The 14501-nt window shown below is 62.1% G+C and carries 15 protein-coding genes; 8 read left to right on the top strand and 7 right to left on the bottom strand.

Annotated features, from left to right (window positions below):
• Positions 1 to 64 precede the first annotated feature (64 nt).
• Positions 65 to 499 carry a MarR family transcriptional regulator gene (locus BFP99_RS05595; RefSeq protein WP_065924937.1) on the top strand — a complete coding sequence of 145 codons (435 nt, stop codon included), beginning with the start codon at positions 65 to 67 and terminating at the stop codon, positions 497 to 499.
• Between the two features lie 207 nt (positions 500 to 706).
• On the opposite strand, the gene BFP99_RS05590 is transcribed toward BFP99_RS05595, so the two are convergent.
• Positions 707 to 2896, bottom strand: a complete 2190-nt coding sequence (locus tag BFP99_RS05590; RefSeq protein ID WP_065924938.1) for a patatin-like phospholipase family protein — start codon at positions 2894 to 2896, stop codon at positions 707 to 709.
• 84 nt (positions 2897 to 2980) lie between these two features.
• Here BFP99_RS05590 and BFP99_RS05585 point away from each other — a divergent pair, with 84 nt between their 5' ends.
• Complete coding sequence (locus BFP99_RS05585; RefSeq protein ID WP_065924939.1) at positions 2981 to 3268, top strand: SelT/SelW/SelH family protein; 288 nt, start codon at positions 2981 to 2983, stop codon at positions 3266 to 3268.
• Positions 3269 to 3309: 41 nt separating this feature from the next.
• Here BFP99_RS05585 and BFP99_RS05580 read toward each other — a convergent pair whose 3' ends face one another.
• The 3 genes from BFP99_RS05580 to BFP99_RS05570 all read right to left on the bottom strand — a co-directional run bounded on the left by BFP99_RS05580 (position 3310) and on the right by BFP99_RS05570 (position 5456).
• Positions 3310 to 3591, bottom strand: coding sequence for a hypothetical protein (locus tag BFP99_RS05580; protein WP_027603827.1), 282 nt, complete (start codon positions 3589 to 3591; stop codon positions 3310 to 3312).
• A 131-nt stretch (positions 3592 to 3722) separates the two neighbouring features.
• Positions 3723 to 4607 carry a DMT family transporter gene (locus tag BFP99_RS05575; protein WP_065946835.1) on the bottom strand — a complete coding sequence of 295 codons (885 nt, stop codon included), beginning with the start codon at positions 4605 to 4607 and terminating at the stop codon, positions 3723 to 3725.
• Positions 4608 to 4706: 99 nt separating this feature from the next.
• Positions 4707 to 5456: a helix-turn-helix transcriptional regulator gene (locus BFP99_RS05570; protein WP_065946834.1), complete on the bottom strand. Its 750-nt coding sequence runs from the start codon at positions 5454 to 5456 to the stop codon at positions 4707 to 4709.
• Between the two features lie 137 nt (positions 5457 to 5593).
• Here BFP99_RS05570 and BFP99_RS05565 point away from each other — a divergent pair, with 137 nt between their 5' ends.
• Entirely contained in the window at positions 5594 to 6403 is an 810-nt protein-coding gene (locus tag BFP99_RS05565) for a UDP-2,3-diacylglucosamine diphosphatase (RefSeq protein WP_065924942.1), read from the top strand.
• Positions 6404 to 6539: 136 nt separating this feature from the next.
• Here the strand turns inward: BFP99_RS05565 and BFP99_RS05560 are convergent, their stop codons facing one another.
• From BFP99_RS05560 to phhA, 3 genes are all read right to left on the bottom strand, one after another.
• Positions 6540 to 7733 (bottom strand): amino acid aminotransferase, encoded by a 1194-nt coding sequence (locus BFP99_RS05560; protein ID WP_065946833.1) that lies wholly within the window; start codon positions 7731 to 7733, stop codon positions 6540 to 6542.
• A complete protein-coding gene (locus BFP99_RS05555; protein ID WP_010208721.1) occupies positions 7733 to 8089 on the bottom strand; it encodes a 4a-hydroxytetrahydrobiopterin dehydratase in 357 nt (118 codons plus the stop codon). The genes BFP99_RS05560 and BFP99_RS05555 overlap by 1 nt, the downstream gene beginning before the upstream one ends.
• Before the next feature lie 105 nt (positions 8090 to 8194).
• The gene (phhA, locus tag BFP99_RS05550) at positions 8195 to 8986 is read right to left on the bottom strand and encodes a phenylalanine 4-monooxygenase (RefSeq protein WP_065924944.1); all 792 of its coding nucleotides are present in this window, start codon (positions 8984 to 8986) and stop codon (positions 8195 to 8197) included.
• Between the two features lie 257 nt (positions 8987 to 9243).
• Here phhA and BFP99_RS05545 point away from each other — a divergent pair, with 257 nt between their 5' ends.
• From BFP99_RS05545 to BFP99_RS05525, 5 genes are all read left to right on the top strand, one after another.
• Positions 9244 to 10806, top strand: coding sequence for a sigma-54-dependent transcriptional regulator (locus BFP99_RS05545; RefSeq protein WP_065946832.1), 1563 nt, complete (start codon positions 9244 to 9246; stop codon positions 10804 to 10806).
• Between the two features lie 232 nt (positions 10807 to 11038).
• Positions 11039 to 11779 carry a flagellar basal body rod protein FlgF gene (locus BFP99_RS05540; RefSeq protein ID WP_065924946.1) on the top strand — a complete coding sequence of 247 codons (741 nt, stop codon included), beginning with the start codon at positions 11039 to 11041 and terminating at the stop codon, positions 11777 to 11779.
• A 72-nt stretch (positions 11780 to 11851) separates the two neighbouring features.
• On the top strand, positions 11852 to 12637 hold the full coding sequence (gene flgG / locus BFP99_RS05535; protein WP_027603835.1) for a flagellar basal-body rod protein FlgG: 786 nt from the start codon (positions 11852 to 11854) through the stop codon (positions 12635 to 12637).
• 52 nt (positions 12638 to 12689) lie between these two features.
• Positions 12690 to 13385, top strand: coding sequence for a flagellar basal body L-ring protein FlgH (gene flgH / locus BFP99_RS05530; protein ID WP_065946831.1), 696 nt, complete (start codon positions 12690 to 12692; stop codon positions 13383 to 13385).
• A 27-nt stretch (positions 13386 to 13412) separates the two neighbouring features.
• Positions 13413 to 14501 carry a flagellar basal body P-ring protein FlgI gene (locus tag BFP99_RS05525; RefSeq protein ID WP_033901075.1) on the top strand — a complete coding sequence of 363 codons (1089 nt, stop codon included), beginning with the start codon at positions 13413 to 13415 and terminating at the stop codon, positions 14499 to 14501.

The raw sequence follows: 14501 nt of genomic DNA, 5'->3' as shown, positions 1-14501 counted from the left end.
GGCTCATGCTTAGCTGACTAATAATTAGCCATACTTTATTTTCAGTCTAAACCATGAGTTTTTTATGCCGTTAACCGATCAACACCGTTTTGGCATGCAACTGGCGCAAATGTCCCGAGGTTGGCGCGCCGAGCTCGACCGCCGTTTGGCCGGGCTGGGCCTGTCCCAGGCGCGCTGGCTGGTGCTGCTGCACCTGGCCCGTTTTGAAGAAGCTCCCACCCAGCGTGAGTTGGCGCAAAGCGTCGGTGTAGAAGGGCCGACCCTGGCCCGGTTGCTCGACAGCCTCGAAGGCCAGGGCCTGGTGCAACGCCAGGCCGTGGTGGAAGACCGTCGCGCCAAGCGCATCTTGCTATGTGACACCGCCAAGCCGTTGATCGAGCAGATCGAGACTATTGCCACGGCTTTGCGCCAGGAGCTGTTTATGGGCGTTGACGAAGAAGATATGCGTGTCTGCATGCGGGTGCATGGGCACATTCTGGCGAACCTGGAAAAGTCCTGATCCCAGGTGAAGTGACGATCAAAATGTGGGGGACTTGCTGTGGTGAGCGGGCTTGCCCCGCGCTGGGCTGCGAAGCGGCCCCAATGAGCCCGCCGCGATTCTTCAGAAAAACCGCAGGGCCTGGTTTCAGGGCCGCTCCGCAGCCCAGCGCGGGGCAAGCCCGCTCACCACAATTAATAGCCGCTCCAACACGGGTGCAGCGTTGTATCAGAACGTCTGCCCCAGGTTCAGGTACACCGCCTTCTGATTATCATCGTTGAAGCCATAGCTGAAATTCAGCGGCCCCAGCGGTGTATCAAACCCGAGGAAAATACTCGCGGCGTTGATATAGCCGCTGTCGAATTCATTGTCGTTGTTCCATGCCCGGCCGCGTTCCAGGGACGCGCCCAGGTACAGCGGGAAATCCAGCGGCAGGTAGGAGCGCGGTGTCAGCCGGCGGTAGTACACCGCGCGCATCAAGCTGATGTTCTGCCCGGATATCGCATCCTGGCGGAAGCCCGACAACTGCCGCGCCCCCCCCAGCAGGAAGCTGGAAATCACCACGTCCGAATCATCCAGGGTACGCCCGTAGCGCCCGCCCAGTACCAGGGTGTCCGGACCATGGCTCATGGCCTTGTCCAGCTTGAACTCCCATTGTCGATAGCGCTGGTCCGAGCCCAACCCCGGTTCGAATTCGCGAAACGCCAAGCCAATGTCCTCGCCGCTGTGGGGGAAGTACACGTTATCCAGGGAGTCGAATGAATACTTCAGTTCATAGAAGCCTTCGCTGAAGCTCACACTTGGCAGGTCGCGGTCGCCGATGCGCACATCCGCCTTGCCCCAGGCCTCGCCGACGCCGAAGCGGATCTCACCGCTGTTGCCGATCTGCCGCCCCACGTTGAGGCCGAAGCCGTAGCGTTCCAGGCGGTATTCGGAGATGGGGTCGTTGTCCAGGATCAGCTCGACGTTCTGTGCCTGGGCGCTGATATACGGCGCGACAAAATAGCGCGAACCGGTATCCATCGGCTGGTAGAACTCGCTGTAAAGCTCCTGCCGATCACCGATCTGTACCCGCGTCAGCCACTCGGCGCCCAGGCGATTGATGCCGTTCATGCGGTAGCTGGCGCCGAGGTTGAAGGCGCTGTCGCCGCGCATGTCGTCCGACAGGTTCAGGCCCAGGCGCAGGTAGTCGGTGCCGCTGCGTTTGCCGCGCGCGCTGATCACCAGGGTGTTGTCCTGGCCCTTTTTCACCACGCGGTATTGCACCTGCTCGAAGTAATCCAGGCCATACAGGGTGCCCATGTCGGTCTGCAGGCGGCCAAGTTCCAGCGGTTGGCCCAACGGTTGGCGGATGTAGTAGCGGATCACGTCGTCGCTGACCTTCGAGTCGTTCTCCACCTTGATCGCGGTTATCACCGGGGTGCGTTCGCCCGGGGTACGCGCGGCTACCAGTTGCGGGTCGATCGGCTCGGCGGGGCGCAAATGGGCCAGGCGAACGTCAAGGGCGCGGGTGGCGCGGTAGCCGGCATCGATCATGTCCTTGGCGCGGCCGAAATCCGTCACGCCATAGGCGGCCAGCGGCGGCTGGATCAGTACGTCCTTGGGATGCAGGGCCTTGAGTTGTTCTTCGGAGTTGCGCCGGGTCATCAGGGTGATGGACTGGTTGAGCACGTCCACCACCGTTGCCAGTTGCTTGCGTGAACGCAACGGGGTGCCGATGTCGACCACGATGGCGATGTCCACGCCCATCTCACGCGCCACATCCAGTGGGATGTTATCGGTCATGCCGCCATCCACCAGCAGGCGACCATCCAGCTCCACCGGCGCGAACACGGCCGGGATCGACATGCTGGCGCGGATCACCTGGGGCAGGTGGCCCTTGCTGAATACCACTTTCTCGCCGGTGGTGATGTCGGTGGCCACGGCGCGAAAGGGGATCGGCAGCTTGTCGAAATTACGCGTGTTGCTGGTGTGGGCGAACATGCTTTCCAGCAGCAGCGCCAGGTTCTGGCCCTGGATCACTCCAAGGGGCAGGCCGAGGCTGCCGTCATCGCGGAAGCTGAGCTTCTGCTTGACCAGGAAATCCCGGTCATCCTGCTTGCGTCGAAACGGCACGTCTTCCCGTGGCGGTGCGTCGGACAGCGCCTGTTGCCAGTCGATGCCCAGGGCCAGTTTTTCCAGCTCATCGATCTTGTAGCCCGACGCATACAGCCCGCCAATCACCGCGCCCATGCTGGTGCCGGCAATCGCGTCGATATGAATACCCTGTTCCTCCAGGGCCTTGAGCACGCCGATATGGGCCAGGCCTCGGGCGGCACCGCCGGACAACACCAGGCCGATTTTGGGGCGGGGCGTCTCAACGGCGTCGGCAAGAAGCGGGAGCAGGCACAGGAACAGGCAGGACAACAGGCGGCGCATCATGAATCTCGAGGCTGGGCGATAAAGGCCGGTATTATAGCCATCCGATCCGCCGAGCCCGTCACACCAGGAGCCTCTCAAATTATGTCGCTGAGCAAACCCGAGATTGTCATCACCTATTGCACCCAGTGCCAGTGGCTGCTGCGCGCCGCGTGGCTGGCGCAGGAGTTGTTGAGTACGTTTGCCGATGACCTCGGCCGGGTGGCGCTGGAACCGGCCACCGGCGGGGCGTTTCGGATCACCTGCGATGGCGTGCAGATCTGGGAGCGCAAGGCGGATGGTGGCTTCCCTGAAGCCAAGGTGCTCAAGCAACGGGTGCGCGACCAGATCGATCCACAGCGCGACCTGGGCCACAACGACCGTACGCCATGAAGGTCACCGCCACATCAGGGCGGTGACCCCTCAGTGCGCCGCTATTTGGCGGCCATCTTGCTTTTGATGAAGCCCACGACCCAGGTCAGCACCAGGCCGCCCACGCCGCCGCCGACGATATTGCTGCCGACTGCCGCCACATCCAGCGCCTCGCCGCCCGATGTGCCGGTCAGCGCGGCCACGACCTGGCCCAGCACGAGCCCGCCGACACCCCCCAGCATGGTATTGAGCCCGGTGCCCAGGCTTTGTTTGGTCATGCCGGCCAAATTGCCACCGACGGCACCGCTGATGATCTGAACCAACAAGCTGATGAACATTTCCATGATGAAACCCCTGCATCGCGTTGATGGAGTGACCACTCGCGTGCAGCAACTGCAGAAAACACCATGGCTGTCGTCGAGGAGTCTTTATCCGTTGAACGACGGCTGACTGTTGCGGATGTTTAAAGTATAGATCAGGCCGTTGCAGCGGGCTGTCTGGCCTGGCTGGCGCTGCCCATCAGCCCGGAAAGCACGATGGCGACGATGATCAACGCGCCGCCCAGCAACATGCGCAGGGTCGGGGTTTCGGCAAACAGCAGCCAGGCCACGGTGATGCCGTAGACCGGCTCCATGGCGAACACCACCGAGGCGGTGCGCGCCTTGATCACCGCGAGGCTGGCAACAAACAGGCTGTGGGCCAGGCCGGTGCAGAACACCCCAAGCAGGCCGATCCACAACCAGTCCAGCGCGCGCACGTCCGCCAGCCCCGGCGCGGCCACGGGCAGCAGGCACACCGCGACCACCACGTTCTGGCACAGCGCTGCCTGCACGGCGGGAATCCGTCCGGAGCTGGCGCGGTTGTTCAGCGACAACAATGAGAACAGCAAACCCGAGACAATCCCCCAAAGCAGGCCGCCCGTGGCTTCGCTGGCGAGATTGAAGTCCGGCGTCACCAGCACCAGGCCAACGGTGACCAAGGCCACCAGCACGATTTCATTGGCGCGGATACGCTCGCGGAAGATCAGCCCTTCGAGGATCACGGTAAACGCCGGGAATGCGGTGAACCCCAGCGTGGCGACGGCTACGCCGGCGACCTTGACGGCAATGAAGAACGTCACCCAATGCGCCGCCAGCAACACGCCGCTGACCAGCAGGCGGCGCCAGTCCTGCAGCGCCAGGGTTTTCCAGGGGGCGTTGCTGGCGAAGCGTGCAAACACTGCCAGGGCAATCACGGCAAACGCGGCGCGCCCGAAGACGATGATGGCCGGGGAGGCGGCCGCCAGCTTGCCGAATACGCCGGTGAGGCCAAACATCAGTGCGCCGATATGCAGGGCGCCGAGGGCTGAGCGGGGAGTCATTGCGATCCTTGAACCAACGGGAGTGACAGGTTCGCAGTCTAGAGGGTGCCGGTGTGTGCGTCTGTCGTGGGACTCGCGATTTTTAGCGCAAGGCTCGCCCTATGTGGCGCGCCGCAACGCGCCGGGAGAGGCGCCGAATTCGCGCAGCATAGCGGCGGCAAAGGCGCTTTGTGAGGTGTAGCCAACCCGCACGGCGATTTCACCGACGGGCAGCGGCGTCTCGCGCAGCAGGTTCAGGGCCAGTTGCAGGCGCCGGCTGCGGATGTAATCCATGGGCGTCTGCCCGCATTCGGCGATAAAGCGCGCATGCAGGCGCGCCACCGACAGGCCGGCGATGCGCGCCAGGTCGGCGACCTGCAACGGATGGGCAACGTGTCGCTCGATATGCGCATTGAATGCCGCATACGGCAGGCGGCGGCCCGGCACCTGCGGGGCCTGCGGATGATTGAGGCTGGCCAGCAACAGCACCGCACCGTGTTGGGCGATCAATGGATCATCCACGGGGCTGTGCGCCAGCCATTGCACCAGTTGGTGCTGCCGGGAATCCAGGGCCACGCGTGCCGGTTGATCGAGCAGGCGGCGGCTGGCGTCGGCGTGTTCGCCCAGGGATTGCAGGAGCCAATGCTCCGTGGGCACATCCAGCACCAGGCAACGGCTGCCATCGCGACTGGCACAGGCGTGGTGGGCGGAGAAGGGCAGCACCATCACGCTGCTTTCGCGCACCTGGCTGCCACGGCCGTCGACTTCCAGGTCCAGGTGGCCGGACAGGCCGAACACCAACTGCGCATGGTCATGGCTGTGGGCGATGGGCGCTTCGAGGTAGTGGCGTAGCGTGAGCGACGGTCTCATCGCGGTCTCCTGGGCGGCAGGGCGCCAGTCTACAACGCTTCGCGGCCGGCGGGCGCTGTCATCGGACTGACGCACGACTGTCATGGGCTATTAATCGCCAGGGCGCAAGCTCGCGAAAACAGCGTCGAGGGATGCCCATGACCAGTGCCGAGTTCACCAAGCCCAGCCGCAAGCAGCGGGTTCGTACCCTGTGGATTTCCGACGTGCACCTGGGCACCCGGGATTGCCAGGCCGAACACCTATCGCAGTTCCTCAAGGGCTACCACGCCGATAAGGTCTACCTGGTGGGTGATATCATCGACGGCTGGAAAATGCGCGGCGGCATGTATTGGCCCCAGGCCCATACCAACGTGATCCGTCGCCTGCTGACCATGGCCAAGCGCGGTACCGAGGTGATCTACGTCACCGGCAACCACGACGAGTTCCTGCGCCGCTACTCCAAGCTGATCCTGGGCAATATCCAGTTGGTGGATGAGGCGGTGCACGTGACGGCCGACGGTCGCCATCTGCTGGTGATCCACGGCGACCAGTTCGATGTGATCACCCGCTATCACCGTTGGCTGGCGTTCCTGGGCGACTCGGCCTACGAGTTCACACTCACCTTGAACCGCTGGTTGAACCACTGGCGCGCCCGCTACGGCTATGGCTACTGGTCTTTGTCGGCGTACCTGAAACACAAGGTCAAAACCGCCGTGAGCTTTATCAGCGATTTTGAAGAGGCCATCGCCCACGAAGTGACCCGGCGCGAGTTGCATGGCGTGGTGTGCGGGCATATCCACCATGCGGAGATTCGCAAGGTGGGCGAGGTGGATTACCTCAACTGCGGGGATTGGGTGGAGTCGTGCACGGCGTTGATCGAGCACTGGGACGGGAGCATCGAGTTGTATCGGTTGGCGGATGCCCAGGCGAAAGAAGCGCAGTTGAAAGCTGAGATGATCACAAACTGAAGGCCAACCACAGTCCAACTGTAGGAGCGAGCTTGCTCGCGAAAAACGTCAACGATAACGCGTGCAGCCTGAATAGGCGCGGTGCTTATGAGTTCTTCGCGAGCAAGCTCGCTCCTACGATTGGTTTTGTGTTTCTTCAGTGGGAGACGTCGGCGATGGCTTCGGCCAGAAGTGTCAGGCGTGTCGCATCAATACCCGCCACGTTGGCCCGCCCCGAACTGACCATATACACGCTGTGCTTCTCGCGCAGTTGCTTGACCTGCTCGGCACTCAAGCCGGTGTAGGAAAACATCCCGCGTTGCGCCCCGATGTGCGCAAACCGTTCCGATAGACCATGGGGCGCCAACGCCTCCACCAGTCCGGAACGCAACTGCGCGATTCGCGCACGCATGGCTTCGACTTCCTCGCTCCACTGCTTTTTCAGCTCGGCATCCCCCAGGATGGTCGCGACCACCGCCGCACCATGGTCCGGCGGCGTCGACCACAGGTTGCGCGCGGTATTCGCCAGTTGGCTGCGTACATCCTTCAGCTTCTCGGCATCCGCCGCGCACACGATCAACGCGCCGACACGGTCGCGGTACAGGCCGAAGTTCTTCGAGCAGGAGCTGGTGACCAGTACTTCCGGCAGTTCAGCCGCAAACAAGCGCACCGCCCAGGCGTCCTGCTCCAGGCCGTCGCCAAAGCCCTGGTAGGCGAAGTCGATCAGTGGCAGCAACTGGCGCTCACGCACGATGTGCAGTACCTGGCGCCAGTCATCCTGGGACAGGTCGAAGCCGGTCGGGTTATGGCAGCAGGCGTGCAGCAAGACCACGTCGCCCTTGGGCACGGTGGAGAGGGTTGCCAGCATCGCCGCCACATCCAGGCGGTTATCCGCGCCCACGTAGGGGTAATGGCTGACCCTGAGCCCGGCCTTGGCAAAGATGGTTTCGTGGATCGGCCAGGTCGGGTCGCTCAACCACACGCCACGGCCGGGCAGGTTGTGGGCGATAAAGTCGGCGCTCAGGCGCAGGGCGCCGGTGCCGCCTGGGGTCTGGGTCGCGCCGGCACGGTGTTCGCGCAGTAGGGCGGAGTCGGCGCCCAGCACCAGTTCGCTGATCAGTGTGCCGAAGGCTGCATCACCGTGGCCGCCGATATAGGTCTTGGTGGCCTGGGTGTCGACCAGGCGCTGTTCGGCGCGCTTCACCGAAGCGGGAATCGGCGTCAGGCCCTGGTCGTCCTTATAAACGCCCACGCCGAGGTCGAACTTGTGCGGGTTGGCGTCCTGGGCATACAGGTCCATCAAGCCGAGGATCGGGTCGCCGGGCACGCGGCCTATGGCATCGAAATGCATTACTTGCGGCCCTCGGCGTCCTTGGCCACTTCGTCGGTGCGCGCGGCCATGATGAAGTCGTTGCGGTGCAGGCCCTTGATGGAGTGGCTCCACCAGGTCACGGTGACCTTGCCCCACTCGGTGAGCAGGCCTGGGTGATGGCCTTCGGCTTCGGAGATTTCACCCATGGCGTTGGTAAAGGCCAGGGCGAACTTGAAGTTCTTGAACAGGAAAACCTTTTCCAGCTGCATCACGCCGTCGCGCACTTCGATGTTCCAGTCGGGGATCTGCTTGAGCAGCACCGGCAGTTCTTCATCGCTGACTTGCGGGGCATCGGCGCGGCAGGCTTCGCAGTGGGCTTGGTTCAAGGTGGTCATGTGGTGGTGTCCTGAATTCGAGTGTTTAAAAACGGTCGTCAGTGGCGTCACCCTAAAGCAACGCGGGGCCAGGGAACAGACTCACCTGGCCTTAAAAGCTGAGGCTCACGCGGCTTTGGGCTTGGGTGGGAACTTCGGCGCGTGCAAGCCCAACTGCATACCGTGCTCGACCATGCCCATGATGTCTTCCTGCGCCACTTCGAACAGGCGCTTGAGGTTGGGCAATACGAAATACAGCGGTTGCAGGATGTCGATGCGATACGGGGTGCGCATCGCTTCCAGCGGGTCGAAGGCTTGATGTTCAGGCTGGTCGGACAGGCAGTACACGCTTTCCTTGGGCGACGACAAAATCCCGCCACCGTAGATACGCCGGCCGTCGGGGGTATCCACCAGGCCGAACTCGATGGTCATCCAGTACAGGCGCGCCAGGTATACCCGTTGCTCCTTGCTGGCCGCCAGGCCGAGCTTGCCGTAGGTGTGGGTGAACTCGGCAAACCACGGGTTGGTCAGCAGCGGGCAGTGGCCAAAGATCTCGTGGAAAATATCCGGCTCTTGCAGGTAATCCAGTTCTTCGCGGGTACGAATAAAGGTCGCCACCGGAAACTGCTTGTTGGCGAGTAATTCGAAGAAGGTCTGGAAGGGGATCAGCGCCGGCACGCGAGCGACTTGCCAGCCGGTGGTCGCGGCCAGCACCTGGTTGATTTCACCCAGTTGCGGGATGCGATCCAAGGGCAGGCCGAGCTTGTCGATGCCGTCCAGGTACTCTTGGCACGCGCGGCCCTCGATCACTTTCAACTGGCGGGTGATCAGGGTGTTCCACACCGCGTGTTCTTCCGGCGGGTAGTGGATAAAACCTTGCGCATCGGGCTCGCGGGCCACGTAGTGCGTCTGCTTCATACGGCTCTCCTGCTAGGCATTCGTTCTTGTTATGTCCTGGAATGAGCCTATTGATACGCCGTGCGGGGCAAGATTCCATCGGCTTCAAAAGCGCTCATGTAGGAAAATTTACCGATTTTCGTAAAGTATTCGTTACGCTTGCTTGGCTCAATACGGTATTGGGCTGGGAAAAGCCCCCAAGCTGTCACATAATCTTGACGACTATCTGCGCCCAGCGAAAAAAAGACGCGGCGCCTACCCACTTTTCGAGCCTTTTCATGCGTATCAAAGTGCACTGCCAGAACCGCATCGGCATCCTGCGGGACATCCTCAACCTGTTGGTGGAGTACGGCGTCAACGTCGCCAAGGGTGAGGTGGGTGGCGAGCATGGCAACGCCATTTACCTGTTCTGCCCAAACCTGGTGAACATGCAATTCCAGGCGCTGCGCCCGCAGTTCGAGGCGATTGCCGGGGTGTTTGGCGTTAAACGGGTAGGGCTGATGCCCAGTGAGCGTCGACATATGGAGCTCAATGCGCTGCTCGGTGCGCTTGAGTTTCCGGTGCTGTCCATCGACATGGGCGGCTCCATCGTTGCCGCCAACCGTGCGGCCGCGCAGTTGCTCGGGGTACGGGTGGACGAGGTGCCGGGCATTCCGCTGTCGCGCTACGCCGAGGATTTCGACTTGCCGGAACTGGTGCGCGCGAGTAAATCGCGGATCAATGGCCTGCGGGTCAAGGTCAAGGGTGACGTGTTCCTGGCGGATATCGCACCGCTGCAATCCTCCGAACATGACGACAGCGAAGCCATGGCCGGTGCCGTGTTGACCCTGCACCGTGCCGACCGTGTGGGTGAGCGTATCTACAATGTGCGCAAACAGGAGCTGCGCGGTTTCGACAGTATTTTCCAAAGCTCCAAGGTCATGGCCGCCGTGGTGCGTGAAGCCCGGCGCATGGCGCCGTTGGATGCGCCTCTATTAATAGAAGGCGAAACCGGCACCGGCAAAGAGTTGTTGGCACGCGCTTGCCACCTGGCCAGCCCGCGCGGGCAATCGCCGTTGATGGCGCTGAACTGCGCCGGGCTGCCCGAGTCGATGGCCGAGACCGAATTGTTCGGCTACGGCCCCGGCGCTTTTGAAGGCGCGCGGGCCGAAGGCAAGCTCGGGCTGCTGGAGCTGACGGCCGGCGGTACGTTGTTTCTCGATGGCGTCGGCGAAATGAGCGCGCGCTTGCAGGTGAAATTGCTGCGCTTCCTGCAGGACGGCTGCTTTCGGCGCGTGGGCAGCGACGAAGAGGTGTACCTGGATGTGCGGGTGATCTGCGCCACCCAGGTGGACCTGTCCGAACTCTGCGCCCGTGGCGAATTCCGCCAGGACCTCTATCACCGCCTCAACGTGCTGTCCTTGCATATCCCGCCCCTGCGCGAATGCCTCGACGGCCTTGCTCCCCTGGTCGAGCACTTTCTCGACCAGGCCAGCCGGCAGATTGGCTGCCCGCTGCCCAGGCTGGCGCCTGCCGCCATGGACAAGCTCAGCCACTACCACTGGCCGGGGAATGTGCGGCAGCTGGAAAACGTGCTGTTCCAGGCGGTATCGCTGTGTGACGGCGGGACGGTCAAGGTCGAACACATCCGCCTGCCGGACTACGGCGTGCGCCAACCCCTTGGCGACTTTTCCCTGGAGGGCGGTTTGGAGGCGATCGTCGGACGCTTCGAGAAGGCGGTGCTGGAGAGCCTGTATGCCGAGCATCCCAGCAGCCGGCAGTTGGGGAAACGCCTGGGGGTGTCACACACCACCATCGCCAATAAGTTGCGTGATTACGAAATCCTCAAGGCGGACAAATAACCAACTGCCCCTCCCGCATTGGTTCTCTGTCACCCGTAAGACGGGTACTTGCCGTAAGCGGCATAAGTCCGCCGTTTTTTCGACTATCTCCAGTCCTTCAAATCCTGCTGCTTGCCCGCAAACCCCAGTCCCGCCTGGACTTTCCCCTGTTTTTAAAAGTTGGTTCGCAAATTGCTTAAGCCTCATCAGTACAGCGGTGGGCGGCAAGCCTGCGTCAGAAAGAGGAAAGAGCGTGGACAAGTACCTTTATGTGGCAATGACCGGCGCCAGCCAGAATGCACTGGCGCAGAAGGCCCATGCCAACAACTTGGCGAACATTTCCACCAACGGTTTTCAACGTGACCTGGAACAGGCGCGTTCGATGCCGGTGTTCGGTGACAGCTTTCCGGCGCGTGCGTTTGCCATGACCGAACGTCCCGCGACCGACTTCAGCCCTGGCGCCATGATCGAGACCGGTCGCGACCTGGATGTGGCGGTGAACGGCAATGGCTGGATGGCGGTGCAAACCCCCGATGGCGGTGAAGCCTACGTGCGCAGTGCCAGCATGAACGTCGATGCGCTGGGTGTACTGCGCGCCGGCAACGGCATGCCGATCATGGGCAACGGTGGCCCGATCGCCGTACCGCCGCAGCAGAAAGTCGAAGTGGGCGCCGACGGCACCATCAGCATCCGCGCCATGGGCGAAGGCCCGCGGGTGATGGCTGAAGTGGACCGCATCAAGCTGGTCCAGCCCGACCTCAAGAATATGAATAAAGGCCTGGATGGCACCATCCATACCAAGGATGGCCAGCCGGCCGTCGCCGATGCGAACGTCACGCTGACCTCGGGTTTCCTGCAGGCGAGCAACGTCAACGCGGTTGAAGAAATGACCGCTGTCCTGGCGCTTTCCAAGCAGTTCGAGTTGCACATCAAGATGATGAACAGCGCCAAGGAAGACGACCAGGCCATGACCCGCGTAATGGCGATGAGCTGATAGCCGCGTTATTGACCGACTACTAATTTTTGCAGCGCAGCGCCAACAAACAGGCGCACGAAGGAGAACAGCATGCTTCCGGCTCTATGGGTTGCCAAAACAGGTCTGTCCGCCCAGGACACCAACCTGACCACCATTTCCAACAACTTGGCCAACGTGTCGACCACGGGTTTCAAACGTGACCGCGCCGAGTTCCAGGACTTGCTCTACCAGATCAAACGCCAGCCAGGCGCCCAGTCGACCCAGGACAGCGAATTGCCGTCGGGCCTGCAACTGGGTACCGGTGTGAAGATCGTCGGCACCCAGAAGAACTTCAACGCCGGTAACCTGCAGCAGACCGGGCAGCCGCTGGACATGGCCATCAACGGTAAAGGGTTCTTCCAGATCCTGCAGCCGGATGGGACCACTTCCTACACCCGTGACGGTACCTTCCACCTGGACTCCAATGGCCAGATCGTGACGGCCAACGGTTTCGCCCTGGAACCGGCTATCGTCGTGCCGAACAACGCCCAGACCTTCACCGTCGGCAACGACGGCACCGTGTCGATCACCGTGGCCGGTAACCCGGCGTCGCAAGTGATCGGCAACCTGCAAACCGCCGACTTCATCAACCCGGCCGGCCTGCAGGCGATGGGTAACAACCTGTTCCTGGAAACCGCTTCCAGCGGCGCGCCGCAAATCGGCACCCCTGGCCTGAACGGTTTCGGCACCACGCTGCAAAGCACCCTGGAAACCTCCAACGTCAGCACCGTTGAAGAGATGGTCAACATGATCACCACTCAACGCGCCTACGAGATGAACTCCAAGGTGATCTCCACCGCCGACCAGATGCTTTCGTTCGTAACGCAGAATCTGTAATCAAGTCTAGGGGCGCTCCTTAGGGCGCCTGCAACACCGTGAGGTAAGGGTCATGAATCGCTTTGTTTCTGTCTTGGCATTGAGTGGGATTACCGTGCTCGCGGGCTGTGTCGCCCCGACGCCAAAACCCAATGACCCGTACTACGCGCCGGTGTTGCCGCGCACGCCGTTGCCGGCGGCTGCCAACAATGGCTCGATCTACCAGGCCGGTTTCGAACAGAACCTGTACAGCGACCGCAAGGCGTTCCGGGTCGGTGACATCATCACCATCACCCTGAACGAACGCACCCAGGCCAGCAAGAATGCCAACTCCCAGGTGGGCAAGAACAGCACCGCCAGCCTTGGTTTGAGTTCTCTGTTTGGCGCCGTGCCCAACGTCAATAACCCGTTGAGCGACGGTGACCTGACCTTGAACGCCGGCTACAGCGGCAGCCGCGCTACCGACGGCAAGAGTGCGGCGGGGCAGGGCAACAGCCTGACCGGCTCGATCACCGTGACGGTCGCTGACGTATTGCCCAACGGCATCATTGCCGTGCGCGGCGAGAAGTGGATGACCCTCAACACTGGTGACGAATTGGTGCGCATAGCCGGTATGGTCCGCGCCGATGATATTTCCACGGACAACACCGTGCCTTCCACGCGGATTGCCGATGCACGCATTACCTATTCCGGTACCGGTGCTTTTGCTGATGCGAGTCAGCCCGGTTGGCTCGACCGTTTCTTCCTCAGCCCGCTGTTCCCTTTCTAGGTGACTACTTTGAAATTCAAACAGCTGATGGCGGCCGCACTGTTGCTGAGCCTGAGCGCAGTCGCCCAGGCCGAACGCCTGAAAGACATCGCCAGCATCTCCGGCGTGCGTTCCAACCAGTTGATCGGCTACGGCCTGGTGGTGGGGCTCAACGGAACGGGTGACCAGACCACCCAGACCCCGTTCACCCTGCAAACCTTCAACAACATGCTCTCGCAGTTCGGCATCAAGGTGCCGGCGGGTTCGGGCAACGTGCAGTTGAAGAACGTCGCGGCGGTGTCGATCAGTGCCGACTTGCCGGCGTTTTCCAAGCCGGGCCAGGTGGTCGACATCACTGTGTCGTCCATCGGTAACTCCAAAAGCCTGCGTGGCGGCACCCTGCTGATGACGCCGCTGAAAGGTATCGACGGCAACGTCTACGCCATCGCCCAGGGCAACCTGGTGGTGGGCGGGTTTGACGCTGAAGGTCGCGACGGTTCGAAGATCACTGTCAACGTGCCGTCGGCCGGGCGTATCCCGGGTGGCGCCACGGTTGAACGCACGGTGCCGAGCGGTTTCAACCAGGGCAACAGCCTGACCTTGAACCTCAACCGTTCGGACTTCACCACCGCCAAGCGTGTAGTCGACAAGATCAACGACATGCTCGGCCCTGGCGTGGCCCAGGCCATCGACGGCGGCTCGATCCGCGTCACCGCGCCGCTGGACCCCAGCCAGCGTGTGGACTACCTGTCGATCCTGGAAAACCTCGAAGTCGATCCGGGCCAGGCGGTGGCCAAGGTCATCATCAATTCGCGCACCGGTACCATCGTGATCGGCCAGAACGTCAAGGTCTCGCCGGCGGCGGTGACCCACGGCAGCCTGACCGTGACCATCACCGAAGACCCGATCGTCAGCCAGCCTGGGCCGTTGTCCAATGGCCAGACGGCGGTGGTGCCACGCTCGCGAGTGAATGCCCAGCAAGAAGCCAAGCCGATGTTCAAGTTCGGCCCCGGCACGACGCTGGATGAGATTGTGCGTGCGGTGAACCAGGTGGGCGCAGCGCCAGGCGACTTGATGGCGATCCTCGAAGCGTTGAAGCAGGCCGGTGCGTTGCAAGCCGACCTGATCGTGATTTAA

It is taken from the genome of Pseudomonas sp. 1 R 17 (assembly GCF_900067035.1).
GTDB lineage: Bacteria > Pseudomonadota > Gammaproteobacteria > Pseudomonadales > Pseudomonadaceae > Aquipseudomonas > Aquipseudomonas marginalis.
Note: the sequence above shows the minus strand (reverse complement) of the source record. Positions and strands in the feature narration are given on the sequence as shown.